Raw genomic sequence first — 15,302 nt, forward strand, 5'->3', positions numbered from 1 at the left:
TTTAATAAGCGGGTTTGAAATTTCGTTAAGACACAACGAATCACCCGCAATTACGAGTGCCACCACCAAATGTTGTTTTTGTTATTCATTGTTGTATTCATGGTTTTATACGTTTAGATGTCTTTAGTGGGTACAGTAAACCTTACTATTTCATGCTCTGTCAACCCTTTTGCTAATAAAACTTAAACAAAAAGCAAAAAATAGTCACGGGTCATAGCATCATACGATGATATACTGGCAAGCCTAATACAAAGCAATGAAGTTACAAAGGGCAAGTTTGATAAAATACGACTTACACAGTCATACCACTTTTTCTGATGGTCGTTTAAGCGTGGCAGAGCTTTTAGAGCGCGCAACAGAAAAAGGCGTTGATGTACTGGCAATCACCGATCACGATACAGTCGCTGCTGTAGAGCCTGCAAGAGAATACATAAAGGAACATGCGCTTGACTTAGAGCTGATCTCTGGAGTTGAGATCTCGACTAAATGGCAAAGTTTTGAAATTCATATTGTTGGATTATCAGTCGACATTTCAGATCCAAAACTGACTGCACTTTTGCACTCTCAGCAGGCCAAGCGTGAGGCACGTGCGCTAGAAATAGGTAACCGCTTAGCAAAAAGAGGCTATGAGGGCATTTATGACCGTGCTAAAGAACTTGCTGGCAGTGCAGAGATCACGCGTGCACACTTTGCTGCAGCGCTCGTGGAGCGGGGGGTGGCAAATAATGTGCAAGGTGTGTTTAAAAAGTTTTTAGCGCGCAATAAAACCGGTTACGTACCAAGCCAGTGGTGTGATATGGAAACGGCCATTGCAGCAATAAAATCAGCCGGTGGAGTGAGCGTGTTAGCACATCCCGCTCGTTATCAAATGTCGAACAAGTGGTTACGTAAACTACTTGGCGAGTTTAAGCTCGTTGGTGGTCAGGCAATGGAAGTTGCTCAGCCTCAACAAGCGCCTAGTGAACGACAGTTTTTGGGGCAATTAAGTCAAGAATATAGTCTGTTAGCCAGCCAAGGTTCTGACTTTCATTACCCAATGCCTTGGTTAGAGCTCGGAAAAAACCTATACTTACCAAAAGATTGCCAAGGTGTTTGGCAATTTTGGCAACCGGACGAGGAGCGTTTACAGTGAGCCAATTTTTTCATATTCATCCAGAAAACCCACAGGCTAGGCTCATCAAGCAAGCAGCAGAAATTATCCAGCAAGGTGGCGTTGTGGTTTATCCTACCGACTCAGGTTATGCCATAGGCTGTGCCATTGGTAATAAACAAGCAAAAGAGCGTATCGAGCGTATCCGTGGTATTGAAAAACATCATAATTTTACTTTAATGTGTCGAGATCTATCGGAGCTGGCGACTTATGCACGAGTCGACAACCAAATGTTTCGTTTGATAAAAAACAATACGCCTGGTCCTTACACCTTTATTTTTAAAGGCACTAAAGAGGTGCCAAAACGTCTGCTTAATGATAAGAAAAAAACCATTGGCATGCGTGTAACTGACCACCCAATCGCATCGGCATTACTTGCTGAGCTTGGTGAGCCAATGATGTCTTGTTCTCTTATTTTGCCAGGCGAACAGTTTACAGAGTCGGACCCAGACGAAATTCGTATGCGAATTGAAAAGCAAGTAGACTTAATTATTCACGGTGGTTATTTAATCGAACAAGCAACAACCGTGATTGATTTATCAGAGGACGATATTGAAATCTTGCGTGTTGGCTGTGGTGATACGTCTGTGTTTGAGTAACAAGTGGTGAATGACGCACCTGTGCAGCAAAAACTACCACTGGCCTTTTTAAATGGCGAGGCGGTAGTTGATAAGCCTGAGGATCTCTACATTCCGCCTGATGCGCTGGAAGTAATACTTGAGACCTTTGAAGGTCCATTGGATTTGCTTTTATATCTTATCAAGCGTCACAAACTCGACATTTTACAGCTACCTATATTAAGCATTACCGAGCAGTACGTTGCCTATGTAGAATTGATGAAAGACCTACAATTGGAGTTGGCTGGCGAGTACTTGGTGATGGCAGCACTGTTGGCACAAATAAAATCTCGTATGTTATTGCCAGTCCATGAAGAGCTTGAGGAAGAAGAAGATCCTAGAGCCGAGCTTGTAAGGCGTTTACAAGAGTATGAACAGTTCAAGCTCGCCGCAGAAAACCTAGATGTGATCCCTCGTGTTGGTCGTGATATTTTCACCGCACACGCCTTATTAGATGAAGCAGCAGAGCCGGATGTGTTATTTCCTGATATCGATCTTAAAGAGTTGGTATTGGCGCTTGGTGAAGTGATGGCAAGAGCTAAAACCTTCGAGCATCATCACATCAGTGCTGAAACGTTATCGACTCGAGAGCGAATGAGCCAGATCCTTCAGTATTTATCTGAGCATACTGGGCCGTGTGCGTTTAATAAGCTATTTAACGTTGCAGAAGGGCGCAGTGGTGTAGTTGTTACCTTTATTGCAATGCTAGAACTCATAAAAGAGCAATTGATCACCTGCTTGCAAGTTGCGCCAGATAGTGAAATTTATTTGAGCTTGCAGCTACAACAGTAGCGCAACCTCTGTCATAATAGTCGTTTGTGTGTTGATGAGGCAGCAAGAGTATGGCAACACGTCGAATTAGCGATGAACAACTTGTTGAGCTAATAGAAGCGGCAATTTTTGTTGCCGATAAACCGTTGTCAAAAAAGCGCTTAAAAGAAACAGTGTTGCAAGATATCGCTGTATCAAATGTACGGGTCGATAAAGCCCTCAACAGCATTTTTGAACATTATCAAACACGTGGCATTCGGCTTGTAGAAGTTGCCACAGGGTTTAGGTTTCAGGCCTGTGCGAGTTTAAGTCCTTGGCTTAGCAACCTATTTCAAGAAAAAGCACCCAAATATTCGCGAGCAACATTAGAGACGCTCGCACTAATAGCCTATCGTCAGCCCATTACTCGAGGTGAGATTGAGCAGGTGAGAGGTGTAACGGTAAGCTCTAATATCATGAAGAGTTTACAAGAGCGAGAGTGGATAAAAGTCGTCGGCTACAAAGAAGTGCCGGGGAAGCCTGCATTATACGCAACCACAAAACAATTTTTAGATTATTTTTCTTTATCTGGTCTAAATATGTTGCCTAAATTACCAGAGCAACACAGTGTAAAAATAGATCAGATGCTGAACGATCCTTCTGTGAGAGAACCATCTTAATGAGTGAAAAGTTACAAAAAGTATTAGCCAGAGCCGGTGTGGGTTCACGCCGTGAAATGGAAAAATACATTGAAGCAAACCGTGTAAGTGTTGACGGTAAAGTGGCAAGGCTGGGTGATAGAGTTGAAGAGAACGCGGTCATACGCGTTGACGGCCACATCGTAAAAATTGAGCAACAAGAAGACAGAATTTGCCGTGTGATCATGTATCACAAGCCTGAAGGGGAGTTGTGCACGCGTAAAGACCCAGAAGGGCGTCGTACGGTGTTTGATAGGCTACCACGTATTGATGGCGACCGCTGGATAGCCATAGGTCGTCTTGATATCAACACATCAGGTTTATTGTTGTTTACCAATGATGGTGAATTAGCTAACCGCTTAATGCACCCAAAATATGAGGTTGAACGTGAATATTCAGCCCGTGTATTTGGGGATGTAACCAACGAAACACTGAAAAACTTAACGAAAGGCGTTGAATTGGATGATGGCCCTGCCAAGTTTTTGAAGATTAAACCGATGGGCGGTGAAGGTATTAACAAGTGGTTCAACGTTACACTGACCGAAGGGCGTAACCGCGAAGTGCGTCGTTTGTGGCAATCACAAGATGTTGAAGTATCGCGCCTAATTCGTATTCGTTATGGTAAGTTAGAGTTAAACAAACGTCTGCCACAAGGTGGTTGGGAAGAACTTAACTTAGAAGATGTTAACTATTTGCGTAAGTCAGTGAAGCTACGCAACGAAACGCAAACTAAGTTATCTGTGATCCCTGAAAAGCGCAAAGATAAGCGTGCGAAAATAAATCAAATTCGAAAAGCGGTTAAAAAGCACAATCAACGTGTGCAAAAGCCGAAAAAACGTACATAGTCAAACTGACTGCATAACAAAACCCGCTTAGTGCGGGTTTTTTAGCTATATACGGACTAGTCTGCCAGCTTGTTCATTGAGTATTATAGTTTGCTCAGGCTCAAATCATTTTGCACTACTATGTTGCCATTTTTTACTACCAGCGCTATCTGTTGAGTATTTAAAATGTCTTCAACAGGGGATGCATTTAAGATAACAAAATTGGCATGATCCCCTTCATTAAAGCCACTTTTGATACCTAAAAAGTCTGCTGAATGGGTGGTTGCTGATGCAATCGCTTGCAGTGGGGATATACCCGCATCGGTCAAAAGTTTCATTTCTCTGTGCACAGAGTACCCTTGAATGGTATTCCAATTTCCGGCATCGGTGCCAACCAAGATTTTAACGCCAGCCTCACTCATAGTTTTAATCGCGCCAAACGTAACCTCATTTCTTTGTTGGAAACTCGTCTCGCGGTCTTGGTATTTAGCAACTAGCTCATTGGAGCGATAGGCAGAAATTAAAGTGTCAGGCACAAGCTCTGTTAGTAGCGGAGCGTCAAGTACCGAAGGGTCAAATAAATAGTTCACAAAATCGCTGTGAACGGTCAAGGTAGGTATAATTGCAACGTCAAAATTTGCCATTAAACCTGCAATGTCTTGTGGTATTTCGCCTCTTGGCACGTGAGTAACTGCTGAAACGCCGACTTCAGCCGCATCTCTAATATCTTGCCAAGTTTTAATATGTGCAATGGATTTTATGCCCAGCTTTTTAGAATCTTGAACTAACTGCGCAAACACGGCCTTGGAAATTGAAGGTTGGTCGTCGCTTGGTTGATAAACAATTTTAATAACATCTGGCTTTTGCTTTGCCAGTTCCACCATCTGCTTTTGTGCTTGTTCAACAGTGCTGACCGTTCTTGTGGTAATGCCATACTCTGAGCAATGTCCTTTAGGAGCCGTAAAGCAAGTGAGGCTAGCATAGATATCGGCACCAACAAACTCGGCGTTGCGTTGTCGAGTTCTTACATCAATAAGTGCAGTTTCATCCCCAAATAAGTCAACTAACCCTGTAACGCCAGCTTTTAATACTCTTTGTGAAACACCTTGAGTTCCGGGAGCATCGTTTTTAGCATTTGGAATAAAGTTACCAAATGAATGGGTATGCATATCTATGAGCCCCGGGATCCCCCACTTACCTTGTAAGTCAATGACTTTACCTGGAAAGTTATCCGACAAAGCATCAACATTAGCGATAACAATACCGTCTCTTGTAATAACCGTTTTGTTCTCAAAGCCTAGGCTTGGATTAAAAAACTGGCCGTTCACATAGGCGGTATCTTGTTGAGAGTATTTATTTTGTTTGGTTTTTTGCTCCGTAGATACGCAGCCAAGTAGAAGTGTCGTAAAAATGATGACAGCTAAAAATTTTGTATTTATTCGCGAAAACATGCAGAAACTCCAGAAATCCATTCACGTTAAAACAGGTGTTGTTATAATTGTTCTAAACCCACCTCACTATCGTCAAGGCTGAGCTGTTTTTAGTTTGATGTAGCTACTTATAATGCGCAGCGTGTATTGGTTGTATGCCTAACTTTCAAACAGCAGCATATAGATTTGTAGCGATTTTCACAATGATTACTTGGAAATCAGTATGAGGAATATCATAAGTATATTCATAGCGTTATTTATACACGAAAACCAAATCTAGCGGTTATTGTTAGTAAGATGCAAACATCTATCAGTCTAGTCATGTAAAGTTTTCAAGCTGTGATAAATAATTATAGGGAATAATTAAGGTACATTTTGTGGCAAAATCGGGCGCCACTCTTTTACTGTATCGTTAAAAAAACCACACTGGCGGTATGCACGCTCAATAAATCCTTGCTCTCTTAGTTGTTTGATACCAATTTGTAGCGCCTTAAAAGTTTCTTCTGCTAATGGGTGAGAGCGAGAAACGGCAAAGTGACGGCTGTCCTGCAATGGAACTTTTACACCCTCGAATGCTTGAATGTGGTAGCCATCACCAGTGTATTGAAAAGGGCTTTTGTTATTAAACGACACCAGCATGGCATCGACCCAGCCTCGGCTGACCATTTTTGCCATAACAATCCAATCTGATTCGTCTTCGAGTGACTTTGGCTTTAACGCTTTGAGTGTTTGCCAGTCTGTATGCCATGCACTGCTAGACACGATAGACACACTTGATAAATCTTCGCCAATTTTGTTATTTAACGTTTTAATGTTGTTAGCGGAGGTATAAATGCCCGCAACATACTCACCTTTGCGGATAATCGGATCTGAAATGTACAATTTATTAGTATGCTTATTCAGCTCTTGATACCAGAGGGTATCAAAACTAACGAGAAGTAAACCATCTAATAATAGCCTGATATTTCTGGCGTCATAGTTACCAAGGCTAAACTTAAAATTTAACTGAAGCCCTCCGAGCTTAATTGCTTTTTGAATGATGACAAACTCAACAACATCTCTTTGACACAAGGGATGCTTAAAATTGTCTATATTGTGAACAGTTTGTTCACCAAGTATGGTTTGGGCATAACCGTATATGTCTTCCTCAATAGTTACTGATACCTCATGTGAGAGCAAACTTTTGCTGAACAAAATAAATAACAATATGAATACCAATCGCATAAGTTTACCAACATCATTGAGCCAACACCGTTAAGTGTAGCGGAACGTTAGATGATGAGAGTTTTTAATGTGACATTTTAGTATTTGTCTAATATGGTAGTAGTGGACGATGGCTACAAGTTAGTCAGTACATCGATTATCGTATTCAAGGAGTATGGAACTATGAAATTTGAGCAGTTGCTTGACCACTTTGACAGTGGTATTTGCGTTGAGCAGTTACAAAAAGAGTCTCTGTTGGATTTAGCATTGTTATTTGTTGCGGTTGACGGCAGTGTTTGTGACTCAGAATTAAATGTCGTGAAGGAATGGGCAGGCACGTTAAGTTGGAATTCGGCGGTCAGTATGGATAACTACATTGCAGATATGATTGGTAAATGTATTCATGCAGTAAAAACCGATGACATTGAAGCATTTATAAAACATCGAATGAAGTATATTGTCGATCAACCGATGCGTGAATTAGCGCTAAAAATTGCACAAGAAGTGATAGAAGCTGACGGTGATCTAGATAGCAAAGAACGATCTGCTATGGCGTTTTTAGAGGCCCAAGTTTGATTTATTGTTTGCTGCTAGTACTTTTCAACTCAGTTAGTCACTATAAAACACTGCAAGCCAAATGGTTGCTTGCTCAGTGGACGTATGGCTTACGCGATGTTTCGTGTGGGCGGGAATAGTAAGGTGGTCGCCTTGCTCAAGCGTATATTTCTGCCCATTGTTAAATTCAACGGTGCCGTTGCCAGCTAACACGATCACCCACTCATGCTCACTTTGGTCATACCAAAAATCCTCACTGGATTTTTGACCATAAGAAACGATCCTTTCAATTCGAACATTGTTAGCCGTTATTAAGTCTTCAAAATGCTCTTTCGTTTTGTCATCAGGAAGTTTTTCAAAGAGGTTGCTTGTCATTTTTATATACCTTCAGTGCACTCAAGTAGATGTTACTGTGTATGCGTTGAACTTTGCATACAGCGTTATAAATAATTTGGACGTCTAAACATCTAGAGGTTGATATTTTTAAGATTCCATTCATAATGTCAGCTAAACCTAACTAGGGAGTGAAGTATGCCAATTACAGTAAAAGATGAATTGCCAGCAATTGTGCGTCTGCGCCAAGAAAATGTGTTTGTTATGCCAAAAAGTCGCGCAAAAACCCAAGAGATCCGTCCAATGCGTTTGGCTATATTGAACCTGATGCCAAATAAGGTTGAGACTGAGGTGCAATTTATCCGTTTGTTGGCAAACTCTCCGCTTCAGGTTAACGTTGATTTATTGCGTTTAGATACCCATCGCAGCTCCGATAATTCTGAGCAGCATCTGGATATGTTTTATCGTTATTTTTCTGACGTAAAAGATCAAAACTACGATGCATTGATCATCACAGGTGCGCCTTTGGCACACCTTGAATATGATGACGTAATTTACTGGCAAGAATTACAAGAGTTTTTTGATTGGGCAGAGCACCACGTTACTTCAACTCTGTTTTCTTGTTGGGCTGCGCATGCAGGGCTATATCATCATCACGGCTTAAAACGCGAGCTCAAAAAAGATAAGTTATGTGGTGTGTTTAAGCATCAATGCTACTTCGAGCACGGCGCACTAACGCGCGGGTTTGATGATGAGTTTTTAGTGCCTCATTCTCGCTACGGTCATATAGACCCTCAGCAGATCGCTCAAAGTAAAGAACTAGTGATATTGGCAGGCTCAGATGAAGTTGGTGCATATTTGATAAAGAATGTTTCCGGCAGTCAAGTGTATATCACCGGCCACCCAGAATATGATGCAGATACATTACTTAAAGAATATCAACGTGACATTACCAAAAGCGATGATGCCCCTAAGCCGTATAACTATTTTCCGAATGACGATGCATCTCAAAAGCCTGCAAAAACGTGGCAAAGCCATGCCTTTTTGTTATTCTCCAACTGGCTAAACTACTATGTTTACCAAACTACACCATACGATATTAACCTCGTTAGCCAAGATGTAAGGACTAACAATTATGCCGAATAAACGCGCCGCCTTAACAGAGGCATTAAAGCAACGAATTTTAATTTTGGATGGTGCTATGGGCACGATGATCCAAAAACACAAGTTAGAAGAGCAAGACTATCGAGGTGAAAGGTTTAAAGACTGGCACGTATTAGTTAAAGGCAATAACGATTTGTTGAGTATTACCAAACCAGAGGTGATTGAACAAATACATCGTGACTTTTTGGATGCGGGTGCGGATATTATTGAAACCAATACCTTTAACTCTACTACTATCTCCATGGAAGACTATGACATGGCAAGCCTGAGCAAAGAGATTAATGTTGCTTCGGCGCAGCTTGCGCGTAAGCTATGTGACGAATATACGGCGCAAAACCCAGCAAAACCGCGTTATGTGGCAGGTGTGTTGGGGCCAACTTCTAAAACTTGCTCTATCTCGCCTGATGTAAATGACCCAGGATATAGAAACGTAACTTTTGATCAGCTAGTTAAAGCGTATGTTGAGTCAACATTGGCATTAATTGAAGGTGGCTCAGATCTGATTTTAATAGAGACAATATTTGACACGCTTAACGCTAAAGCAGCCTCATTTGCGGTAGAAGAAGCATTTGAGCAAGCGGGGGTGACGTTGCCTGTAATGATCTCTGGGACTATCACAGACGCCTCTGGGCGCACTTTATCGGGTCAAACGACTGAAGCATTTTACAACTCAATTCGTCATATTAAGCCGCTTTCAATAGGCTTAAATTGTGCGCTAGGCCCAGATTTACTTCGTCAATATGTGGTTGAGTTATCTAGAGTATGTGAAACTTTCACTTCAGTGCATCCTAATGCAGGCTTACCGAATGAATTTGGTGAGTATGATTTAGAAGCGCCAGAAATGGCCAAAGAAATTATAGACTGGGGCAAAGAAGGGCTGATCAATATTGTGGGTGGCTGCTGTGGCACCACGCCTGAACATATCAGCGCATTTGCTCAGGGGCTTGAAGGTGTTGCACCTCGCCAACTACCTGAGCTTGAAGTTCGCATGCGCTTGGCAGGCCTTGAAGCCTGTAATTTGAATTAGGAAGTATCTTATGACGCAACAATCTACCGCTATATTTACCAACGTTGGTGAGCGTACTAACGTTACCGGCTCTGCGCGTTTTAAACGGCTCATTTTAGAAGAAGAATACGAAAAAGCCTTGGATGTTGCGCGCGAGCAAGTAGAGAACGGAGCGCAAGTCATAGACATTAACATGGATGAAGCCATGTTAGACTCAAAAGCGGCCATGGTGAAGTTTTTAAACTTGATTGCTTCAGAGCCTGATATCTCTCGCGTGCCTATTATGGTTGACTCATCAAAGTGGGAAGTGATCGAGGCTGGCTTAAAGTGCATTCAAGGTAAGGCGATTGTCAACTCTATCTCTTTGAAAGAAGGGGAGGCGCCATTTATACATCAGGCAAAGATAATTAAACGCTTTGGTGCTGCGGCTGTGGTAATGGCGTTTGATGAGGAAGGGCAAGCAGAAACCGCTGATCGTAAATTTGAGATATGCGAGCGCTCTTATCGTATTCTGGTAGATCAAATTGGCTTTCCACCAGAGGATATTATTTTTGACCCTAATATTTTTGCGGTGGCAACCGGGATTGAAGAGCACGACAACTACGCGGTTGAGTTTATTGAAGGCACGCGTCGTATCAAGGCACAATTGCCTCATTGTAAAGTTTCAGGTGGTGTATCAAACGTATCTTTTTCATTTAGAGGGAACAACCCAGTACGTGAAGCTATCCATTCAGTGTTTTTGTACCATGCAATTCAAGCTGGTATGGACATGGGGATTGTCAATGCTGGACAACTGGCCGTTTATGATGATATTCCCCAGGAGCTTAGAGACGCCGTAGAAGATGTGATACTCAACAAAGACGCACAAGCAGGCGAGCGTTTAGTTGAGCTTGCACCAAAATATTCAGGCATGGCACAGGCTGCAAAGGTAGAAGATTTAGAATGGCGCAGCTGGCCGGTCGCAAAACGTTTAGAGCATGCGTTAGTAAAAGGTATCACCGAGTTTATTGATGAAGACACGGAAGAATGCCGTGCGGGAATGAATAAGCCCATCGAAGTGATCGAAGGACCACTGATGGATGGTATGAACGTGGTCGGTGACTTGTTTGGCGCTGGCAAAATGTTTTTGCCTCAGGTGGTTAAATCCGCACGTGTAATGAAACGTGCCGTTGCGTACCTTGACCCGTATATCGAAGCTGAAAAGCAAGAAGGTGATACCAATGGTAAAATCGTCATGGCGACGGTTAAGGGCGATGTACACGATATTGGTAAAAATATCGTTGGCGTGGTTTTACAGTGTAATAACTATGAAGTGATCGACTTGGGAGTAATGGTGCCAGCAGAGAAAATTCTGCAAACTGCTATTGATGAAAAAGCTGATGTTATCGGGTTATCAGGACTGATCACGCCTTCATTAGATGAAATGGTACATGTTGCAAAAGAAATGACTCGTAGAGGGTTTGAGTTGCCACTTTTGATTGGTGGTGCGACAACCTCAAAAGCCCATACAGCAGTTAAAATTGAACCGCAGTATGACAAAGGGGTGGTGTATGTAAACAACGCCAGTCGTGCGGTTGGTGTAGTGTCTAACTTATTGAGTAAGACACAAAAGAGTGACTTTTTAGCTAAAACTAAAAGTGAATATGAAAAAGTGCGCGAGCAGCAAGCGCGTAAAAAACCTCGTTCAAAACCGGTAACTTTGCAACGAGCCAGAGATAACGCCATTAAGCTAGATTGGGATAACTACACGCCGCCTGTACCTAAAAAGCTTGGGGTGACCGAGTTTACTGACGTTAGTATTAAAACGCTACGCCAATACATTGACTGGACACCATTTTTCATGACTTGGTCATTGGCCGGTAAATATCCTCGTATTCTCAATGATGAAATAGTCGGTGAGCAAGCACAAAGCTTATTTGCAGATGCCAATGAGATGCTGGACGAGTTTGAAGCGTCAGGGGCGCTTCAGCCTTTAGGTGTAATAGGGCTGTTCCCAGCTAACAGAGTGGGTGATGACATCGAAATTTATAGCGATGAAAGTCGTTCAGAGGTGTTGGCATTGTCTTGTCATTTGCGCCAGCAAACAGAAAAAACAGACTTCCCTAATTACTGTCTAGCAGATTATATCGCACCAAAAGGGGTTGCTGATTATTTCGGTGCGTTTGCGGTTACTGGCGGGCTTGAGGAGGATGATTTAGCGGATGCTTATGACGCTAAACAAGACGACTACAACAAGATTATGGTCAAGGCAGTGGCAGATAGGCTTGCAGAAGCGTTTGCAGAGTATTTGCACGAGCAAGTGCGCAAGCAATATTGGGGTTATGCGGCTGACGAAAACTTAAGTAATGATGAGTTGATCCGCGAAAATTATCAGGGGATCCGTCCAGCACCGGGTTATCCTGCATGCCCTGAACATACCGAGAAGAAAAAAATCTGGCAGCTGCTTAGTACTGAGCAACGTATTGGTATGAAGCTCACCAGCTCATACGCCATGTGGCCAGGCGCGGCAGTGTCAGGCTGGTATTTCTCGCATCCACAGTCTAAATACTATGCAGTTGCGGCCATTCAAAAAGACCAAGTAGAAGACTATGCAAAGCGTACTAATATGACTTTAGCTGAAGCTGAGCGCTGGTTATCGCCAAACCTAGGCTATGAACCTTCATAAAAGATAAGTAATAGCGCTTGGTATCATAAACCAAGCGCGCTTTACTGATAGGTTAAACCCCTCTAGTCACAATAGCGGGTGATACTCTGCCAGCTTGGATAATAGGGTGCACCGTTGCGCACTGACCGATAACCAACATACCTAAGGCTCCAGCCAATAAATAGTTAAAAGGTACGGCGCTCAGTGACATGGCATCAACTAAATATGCATTGAGGATGACAGACAAAACAACCCCTACCAATATACCAACACTGGTGATGATCAAGCTCTCTAACATAAAGTACCTCAGGATCTGAGATCTGCTTGCTCCCAAAGCACGCCGGGTTCCAATTTGTTTGCGCCGCGTGACAATTGAAAAGCGCACCTGTGCGTAAATACCAAGCGCAACAGCGATAGTGATAATTGAGATGATAATGATCAACGTGTATGAAATTGCTGAATCACTTTGATGGCTCCTTTGCCTGATAGACTCGAAAGATTCGAACCTATCAACCCATCTGCCTGGAGTTTGCAAAAGTAACTCTTTGACATCTTGCATGGCTTGCTCGCGCATACCCGGCATTGCTTTTACGGCTATTTTGGGGTCATAAGTTAAATGATTGGCGTTACTAATCACACCAAAATCATGATTTTTCCACCAACTCCAAGCACTGGGTATTTTTTTGGCAATCCCCACGATTGAGTGTATGTCTGAATTGACGTAAATTTGCTTGCCGATAGCATGACGCCAGTTTGCAGGATAAAGCTTTTGCGCTAGCGCTTTTGATATGATCAAAAACTGCTGTTGTTGATTACTGTTTGTGGTTTTTCGGTAATAAAAGATTTCATTTTCATTGAACCATCTGCCAGCAACGAGCTTTATATCCCAAGTATCTATTAAATGTTTGTCTGCAAAATAAAATGGGGGTCTTAGCCAGGTTTCACCTTGTTGTTCGAGTAACCCCAAAGAAGTCGTCCCTCCCCATGATGAATAAGGAATGTTTGAAACATGAGCGGCACTTTGCACACTTTGTAGCGACCTGATGGCCATTAAATCTTGCGTCAACAAATGGGTGAGTTCGTCAGCATCACCTTGTAAGTTCATGATAAAACTAAAGGTATCTGTTTCGTTTAAACCACTATCTTGGTTAATTCTTTGATATTTTTGCGCCAGTATATAAGCGGTGTTAACTAAAATGGTCAGGGTAATAGAGATCTGAAGGATCAAAAGTAGTGCACTTGATTTACGCTTAAAAAGTGACTTTAAAATGGGCATTAAATCGTTCATCTCATCTCCCTACAAGTTTTTGAGTTGGCTAGATGGTAGAACATGCATTGCATTGTAGATTGGCCACAGACCAAATAAGCAGGTTAAACCAGTAGAAAGTAGCAAAGTTGTCACAAGGGTATACGCGCTTATTTGCATGATACTGTCGTTCAAAAAGTGAAAGGCATGTTGTGCTCCGCTGAGACCAGCATATGTAAGGAATAGGCCGGCAATTCCCCCTAAAAATCCTAGCAAAGCCGTTTCGAATGCAAATTGAAAAGCAATATCTTGCTTGTTCGCGCCAATTGCACGTCGAAGCCCAATTTCACCTTTTTTATTGTGGAATTTATTAATCAACAAACTCATACAATTAAGCAAACAAACAACTAAAAAAGCAAAAGCTATCCAACGCGCAATACTGGTATGTTCAGGTATTACTCCTTCTACAACAAGGTATTGCTCAATTGTTCGCGTATAACTGGGTAGATCACGAGGAAATCGACCTAGTTGTTTTTGTTGTGCACCGTAGTTGTTGATTAAGTCGTGGTATGCCTGACGGTCTTGGCTATTAGTGAGCTCAACCCACATTGAGCTCCACAGACATTCAGAGTTTAAAATGAGCTCAAATGTTACTTCTTCTGGGTATTGTGGGCACTGGTAGGTAAATACGCTCCTAGAGTATAGGCCGGCATTAACTCGGGTCGTAAAAGGGATGTAGATGTCGTGAGGGCGTTGAAAAGCAAAACTTGAATAACCGAAATATTTAGGCACGGGTGCCCATGCATCTAATACGCCCGAAATATTGAAAACATGATCTTCTAAAATGATCTGTTTGCCCACAGAGTTTTGACCGTTGAATAGCTCGTTATTGAGTTGTTTACTAATAACAATATTAAATTCACCAGCGTTATCGGCCTTATCGCTCCATGGCCCACCATACAAAAATGGTGACTCAAACATAGAAAAAAATGCGTTATTCACGGTATACATAAAGCGCATTTTAGCTTGGCTAGTTGATTGAGACGTGGTTCTTGTCAGTGCCTTGTGTTCAGCTACGAGCGTTTGCGCCTTTACTAAATTACTGGCTTTGTGAATTTTTGTTAAATTGACAGCGTCGCGATAGCTAACGCGGTTAGGTGCTTCTTCTTTTCCTTGATACTCTTTATAGGGCTGGTTTAGGTTCCAGCTACTCAAATACAAACGTACAATGGTGTCGGCTTTATGCTCAATTGGATGTTTGGAAATTTTATTGGTGACAGTATAAGCAACCATTGAGGTCGAAATACCTATCGCAATGATAAGTATCATTAAAATACTTAAGATGGGTGAGCCGCACAAGCTGATCCAAGCGAGTTTTAAATAGTACCTAGGCATTCAGTACCTCATAACTTAAATAACCAACCAAGTCATTTGGCATAGTTGTGAGCGTCTTGTTATCAACAATGCTGAGCATGTGTAACTCCTTGAATTTGTATCCATACGTAGGAAGAGCCATAAATTTAAATTATCTTATATTTTTACAAAAAAGTAACCAATAATTAATTTAATTGTGTGTTTTATTTATTAAAAACACTCTTTGCATGAAAGTGGTAATAATTTATTAATAATTTGCGTGTTTAAAATAGTGCGATTGGTTAAGTGTTCTTTAGTAACATGATAGG

At 42.0% G+C, this 15,302-nt stretch carries 14 protein-coding genes; 9 read left to right on the top strand and 5 right to left on the bottom strand.

Annotated features, from left to right (window positions below; translation table 11 throughout):
* Window positions 1-277: 277 nt before the first annotated feature.
* From rnm to rluB, 5 genes are read left to right on the top strand one after another with little or no spacing between them, the layout of a single operon-like run.
* Entirely contained in the window at window positions 278-1,132 is an 855-nt protein-coding gene (gene rnm, locus GDK41_RS06740; protein ID WP_152087536.1) for an RNase RNM, read from the top strand.
* Window positions 1,129-1,749, top strand: coding sequence for an L-threonylcarbamoyladenylate synthase (locus GDK41_RS06745; RefSeq protein WP_152085685.1), 621 nt, complete (start codon window positions 1,129-1,131; stop codon window positions 1,747-1,749). Before rnm ends, GDK41_RS06745 begins: the two co-directional genes overlap by 4 nt.
* A gap of 3 nt (window positions 1,750-1,752) precedes the next feature.
* A complete protein-coding gene (locus GDK41_RS06750) occupies window positions 1,753-2,559 on the top strand; it encodes a segregation and condensation protein A (RefSeq protein ID WP_442960197.1) in 807 nt (268 codons plus the stop codon).
* A gap of 50 nt (window positions 2,560-2,609) precedes the next feature.
* Entirely contained in the window at window positions 2,610-3,197 is a 588-nt protein-coding gene (scpB, locus tag GDK41_RS06755; RefSeq protein ID WP_152085687.1) for an SMC-Scp complex subunit ScpB, read from the top strand.
* Window positions 3,197-4,060, top strand: coding sequence for a 23S rRNA pseudouridine(2605) synthase RluB (gene rluB, locus GDK41_RS06760; RefSeq protein WP_152085688.1), 864 nt, complete (start codon window positions 3,197-3,199; stop codon window positions 4,058-4,060). The genes scpB and rluB overlap by 1 nt, the downstream gene beginning before the upstream one ends.
* 83 nt (window positions 4,061-4,143) lie before the next feature.
* Here the strand turns inward: rluB and GDK41_RS06765 are convergent, their stop codons facing one another.
* Window positions 4,144-5,490 carry an amidohydrolase family protein gene (locus GDK41_RS06765; RefSeq protein WP_172971566.1) on the bottom strand — a complete coding sequence of 449 codons (1,347 nt, stop codon included), beginning with the start codon at window positions 5,488-5,490 and terminating at the stop codon, window positions 4,144-4,146.
* A gap of 342 nt (window positions 5,491-5,832) precedes the next feature.
* Window positions 5,833-6,693: a hypothetical protein gene (locus tag GDK41_RS06770; RefSeq protein WP_232056539.1), complete on the bottom strand. Its 861-nt coding sequence runs from the start codon at window positions 6,691-6,693 to the stop codon at window positions 5,833-5,835.
* A gap of 162 nt (window positions 6,694-6,855) precedes the next feature.
* Between GDK41_RS06770 and GDK41_RS06775 the strand changes: the two genes are divergently transcribed.
* Window positions 6,856-7,248, top strand: coding sequence for a hypothetical protein (locus GDK41_RS06775; RefSeq protein ID WP_152085690.1), 393 nt, complete (start codon window positions 6,856-6,858; stop codon window positions 7,246-7,248).
* 33 nt (window positions 7,249-7,281) lie between these two features.
* Here GDK41_RS06775 and GDK41_RS06780 read toward each other — a convergent pair whose 3' ends face one another.
* Window positions 7,282-7,602: a cupin domain-containing protein gene (locus tag GDK41_RS06780; protein ID WP_152085691.1), complete on the bottom strand. Its 321-nt coding sequence runs from the start codon at window positions 7,600-7,602 to the stop codon at window positions 7,282-7,284.
* 156 nt (window positions 7,603-7,758) lie between these two features.
* On the opposite strand from GDK41_RS06780, the gene GDK41_RS06785 reads away from it, so the two are divergent.
* Genes GDK41_RS06785 through metH form a run of 3 tightly spaced genes read left to right on the top strand, consistent with a single transcriptional unit; the run spans window position 7,759 to window position 12,395 of the window.
* Entirely contained in the window at window positions 7,759-8,706 is a 948-nt protein-coding gene (locus GDK41_RS06785; protein WP_152085692.1) for a homoserine O-succinyltransferase, read from the top strand.
* The gene (locus tag GDK41_RS06790) at window positions 8,696-9,751 is read left to right on the top strand and encodes a homocysteine S-methyltransferase family protein (RefSeq protein WP_152085693.1); all 1,056 of its coding nucleotides are present in this window, start codon (window positions 8,696-8,698) and stop codon (window positions 9,749-9,751) included. The genes GDK41_RS06785 and GDK41_RS06790 overlap by 11 nt, the downstream gene beginning before the upstream one ends.
* A 10-nt stretch (window positions 9,752-9,761) precedes the next feature.
* Entirely contained in the window at window positions 9,762-12,395 is a 2,634-nt protein-coding gene (gene metH / locus GDK41_RS06795) for a methionine synthase (protein WP_152085694.1), read from the top strand.
* A gap of 52 nt (window positions 12,396-12,447) precedes the next feature.
* Here metH and GDK41_RS06800 read toward each other — a convergent pair whose 3' ends face one another.
* Both GDK41_RS06800 and GDK41_RS06805 read right to left on the bottom strand, forming a co-directional pair.
* Window positions 12,448-13,662, bottom strand: coding sequence for an ABC transporter permease (locus GDK41_RS06800; protein ID WP_152085695.1), 1,215 nt, complete (start codon window positions 13,660-13,662; stop codon window positions 12,448-12,450).
* A gap of 9 nt (window positions 13,663-13,671) precedes the next feature.
* Window positions 13,672-15,015, bottom strand: a complete 1,344-nt coding sequence (locus GDK41_RS06805; RefSeq protein WP_152085696.1) for an ABC transporter permease — start codon at window positions 15,013-15,015, stop codon at window positions 13,672-13,674.
* Between the last annotated feature and the right edge of the window lie 287 nt (window positions 15,016-15,302).

The sequence above is a fragment of the Pseudoalteromonas sp. A25 genome, assembly GCF_009176705.1.
In the GTDB taxonomy this organism is placed as follows: domain Bacteria; phylum Pseudomonadota; class Gammaproteobacteria; order Enterobacterales; family Alteromonadaceae; genus Pseudoalteromonas.

Coding starts and splice junctions, on each gene's coding strand:
- GDK41_RS06785 (WP_152085692.1), top strand. CDS start 7,759: ATGCCAATTACAGTAAAAGATGAATTGCCAGCAATTGTGCGTCTGCGC.
- GDK41_RS06805 (WP_152085696.1), bottom strand. CDS start 15,015: ATGCCTAGGTACTATTTAAAACTCGCTTGGATCAGCTTGTGCGGCTCA.
- GDK41_RS06775 (WP_152085690.1), top strand. CDS start 6,856: ATGAAATTTGAGCAGTTGCTTGACCACTTTGACAGTGGTATTTGCGTT.
- GDK41_RS06800 (WP_152085695.1), bottom strand. CDS start 13,662: ATGAACGATTTAATGCCCATTTTAAAGTCACTTTTTAAGCGTAAATCA.
- metH (WP_152085694.1), top strand. CDS start 9,762: ATGACGCAACAATCTACCGCTATATTTACCAACGTTGGTGAGCGTACT.
- GDK41_RS06770 (WP_232056539.1), bottom strand. CDS start 6,693: ATGCGATTGGTATTCATATTGTTATTTATTTTGTTCAGCAAAAGTTTG.
- GDK41_RS06780 (WP_152085691.1), bottom strand. CDS start 7,602: ATGACAAGCAACCTCTTTGAAAAACTTCCTGATGACAAAACGAAAGAG.
- scpB (WP_152085687.1), top strand. CDS start 2,610: ATGGCAACACGTCGAATTAGCGATGAACAACTTGTTGAGCTAATAGAA.
- GDK41_RS06790 (WP_152085693.1), top strand. CDS start 8,696: ATGCCGAATAAACGCGCCGCCTTAACAGAGGCATTAAAGCAACGAATT.
- rluB (WP_152085688.1), top strand. CDS start 3,197: ATGAGTGAAAAGTTACAAAAAGTATTAGCCAGAGCCGGTGTGGGTTCA.
- GDK41_RS06765 (WP_172971566.1), bottom strand. CDS start 5,490: ATGTTTTCGCGAATAAATACAAAATTTTTAGCTGTCATCATTTTTACG.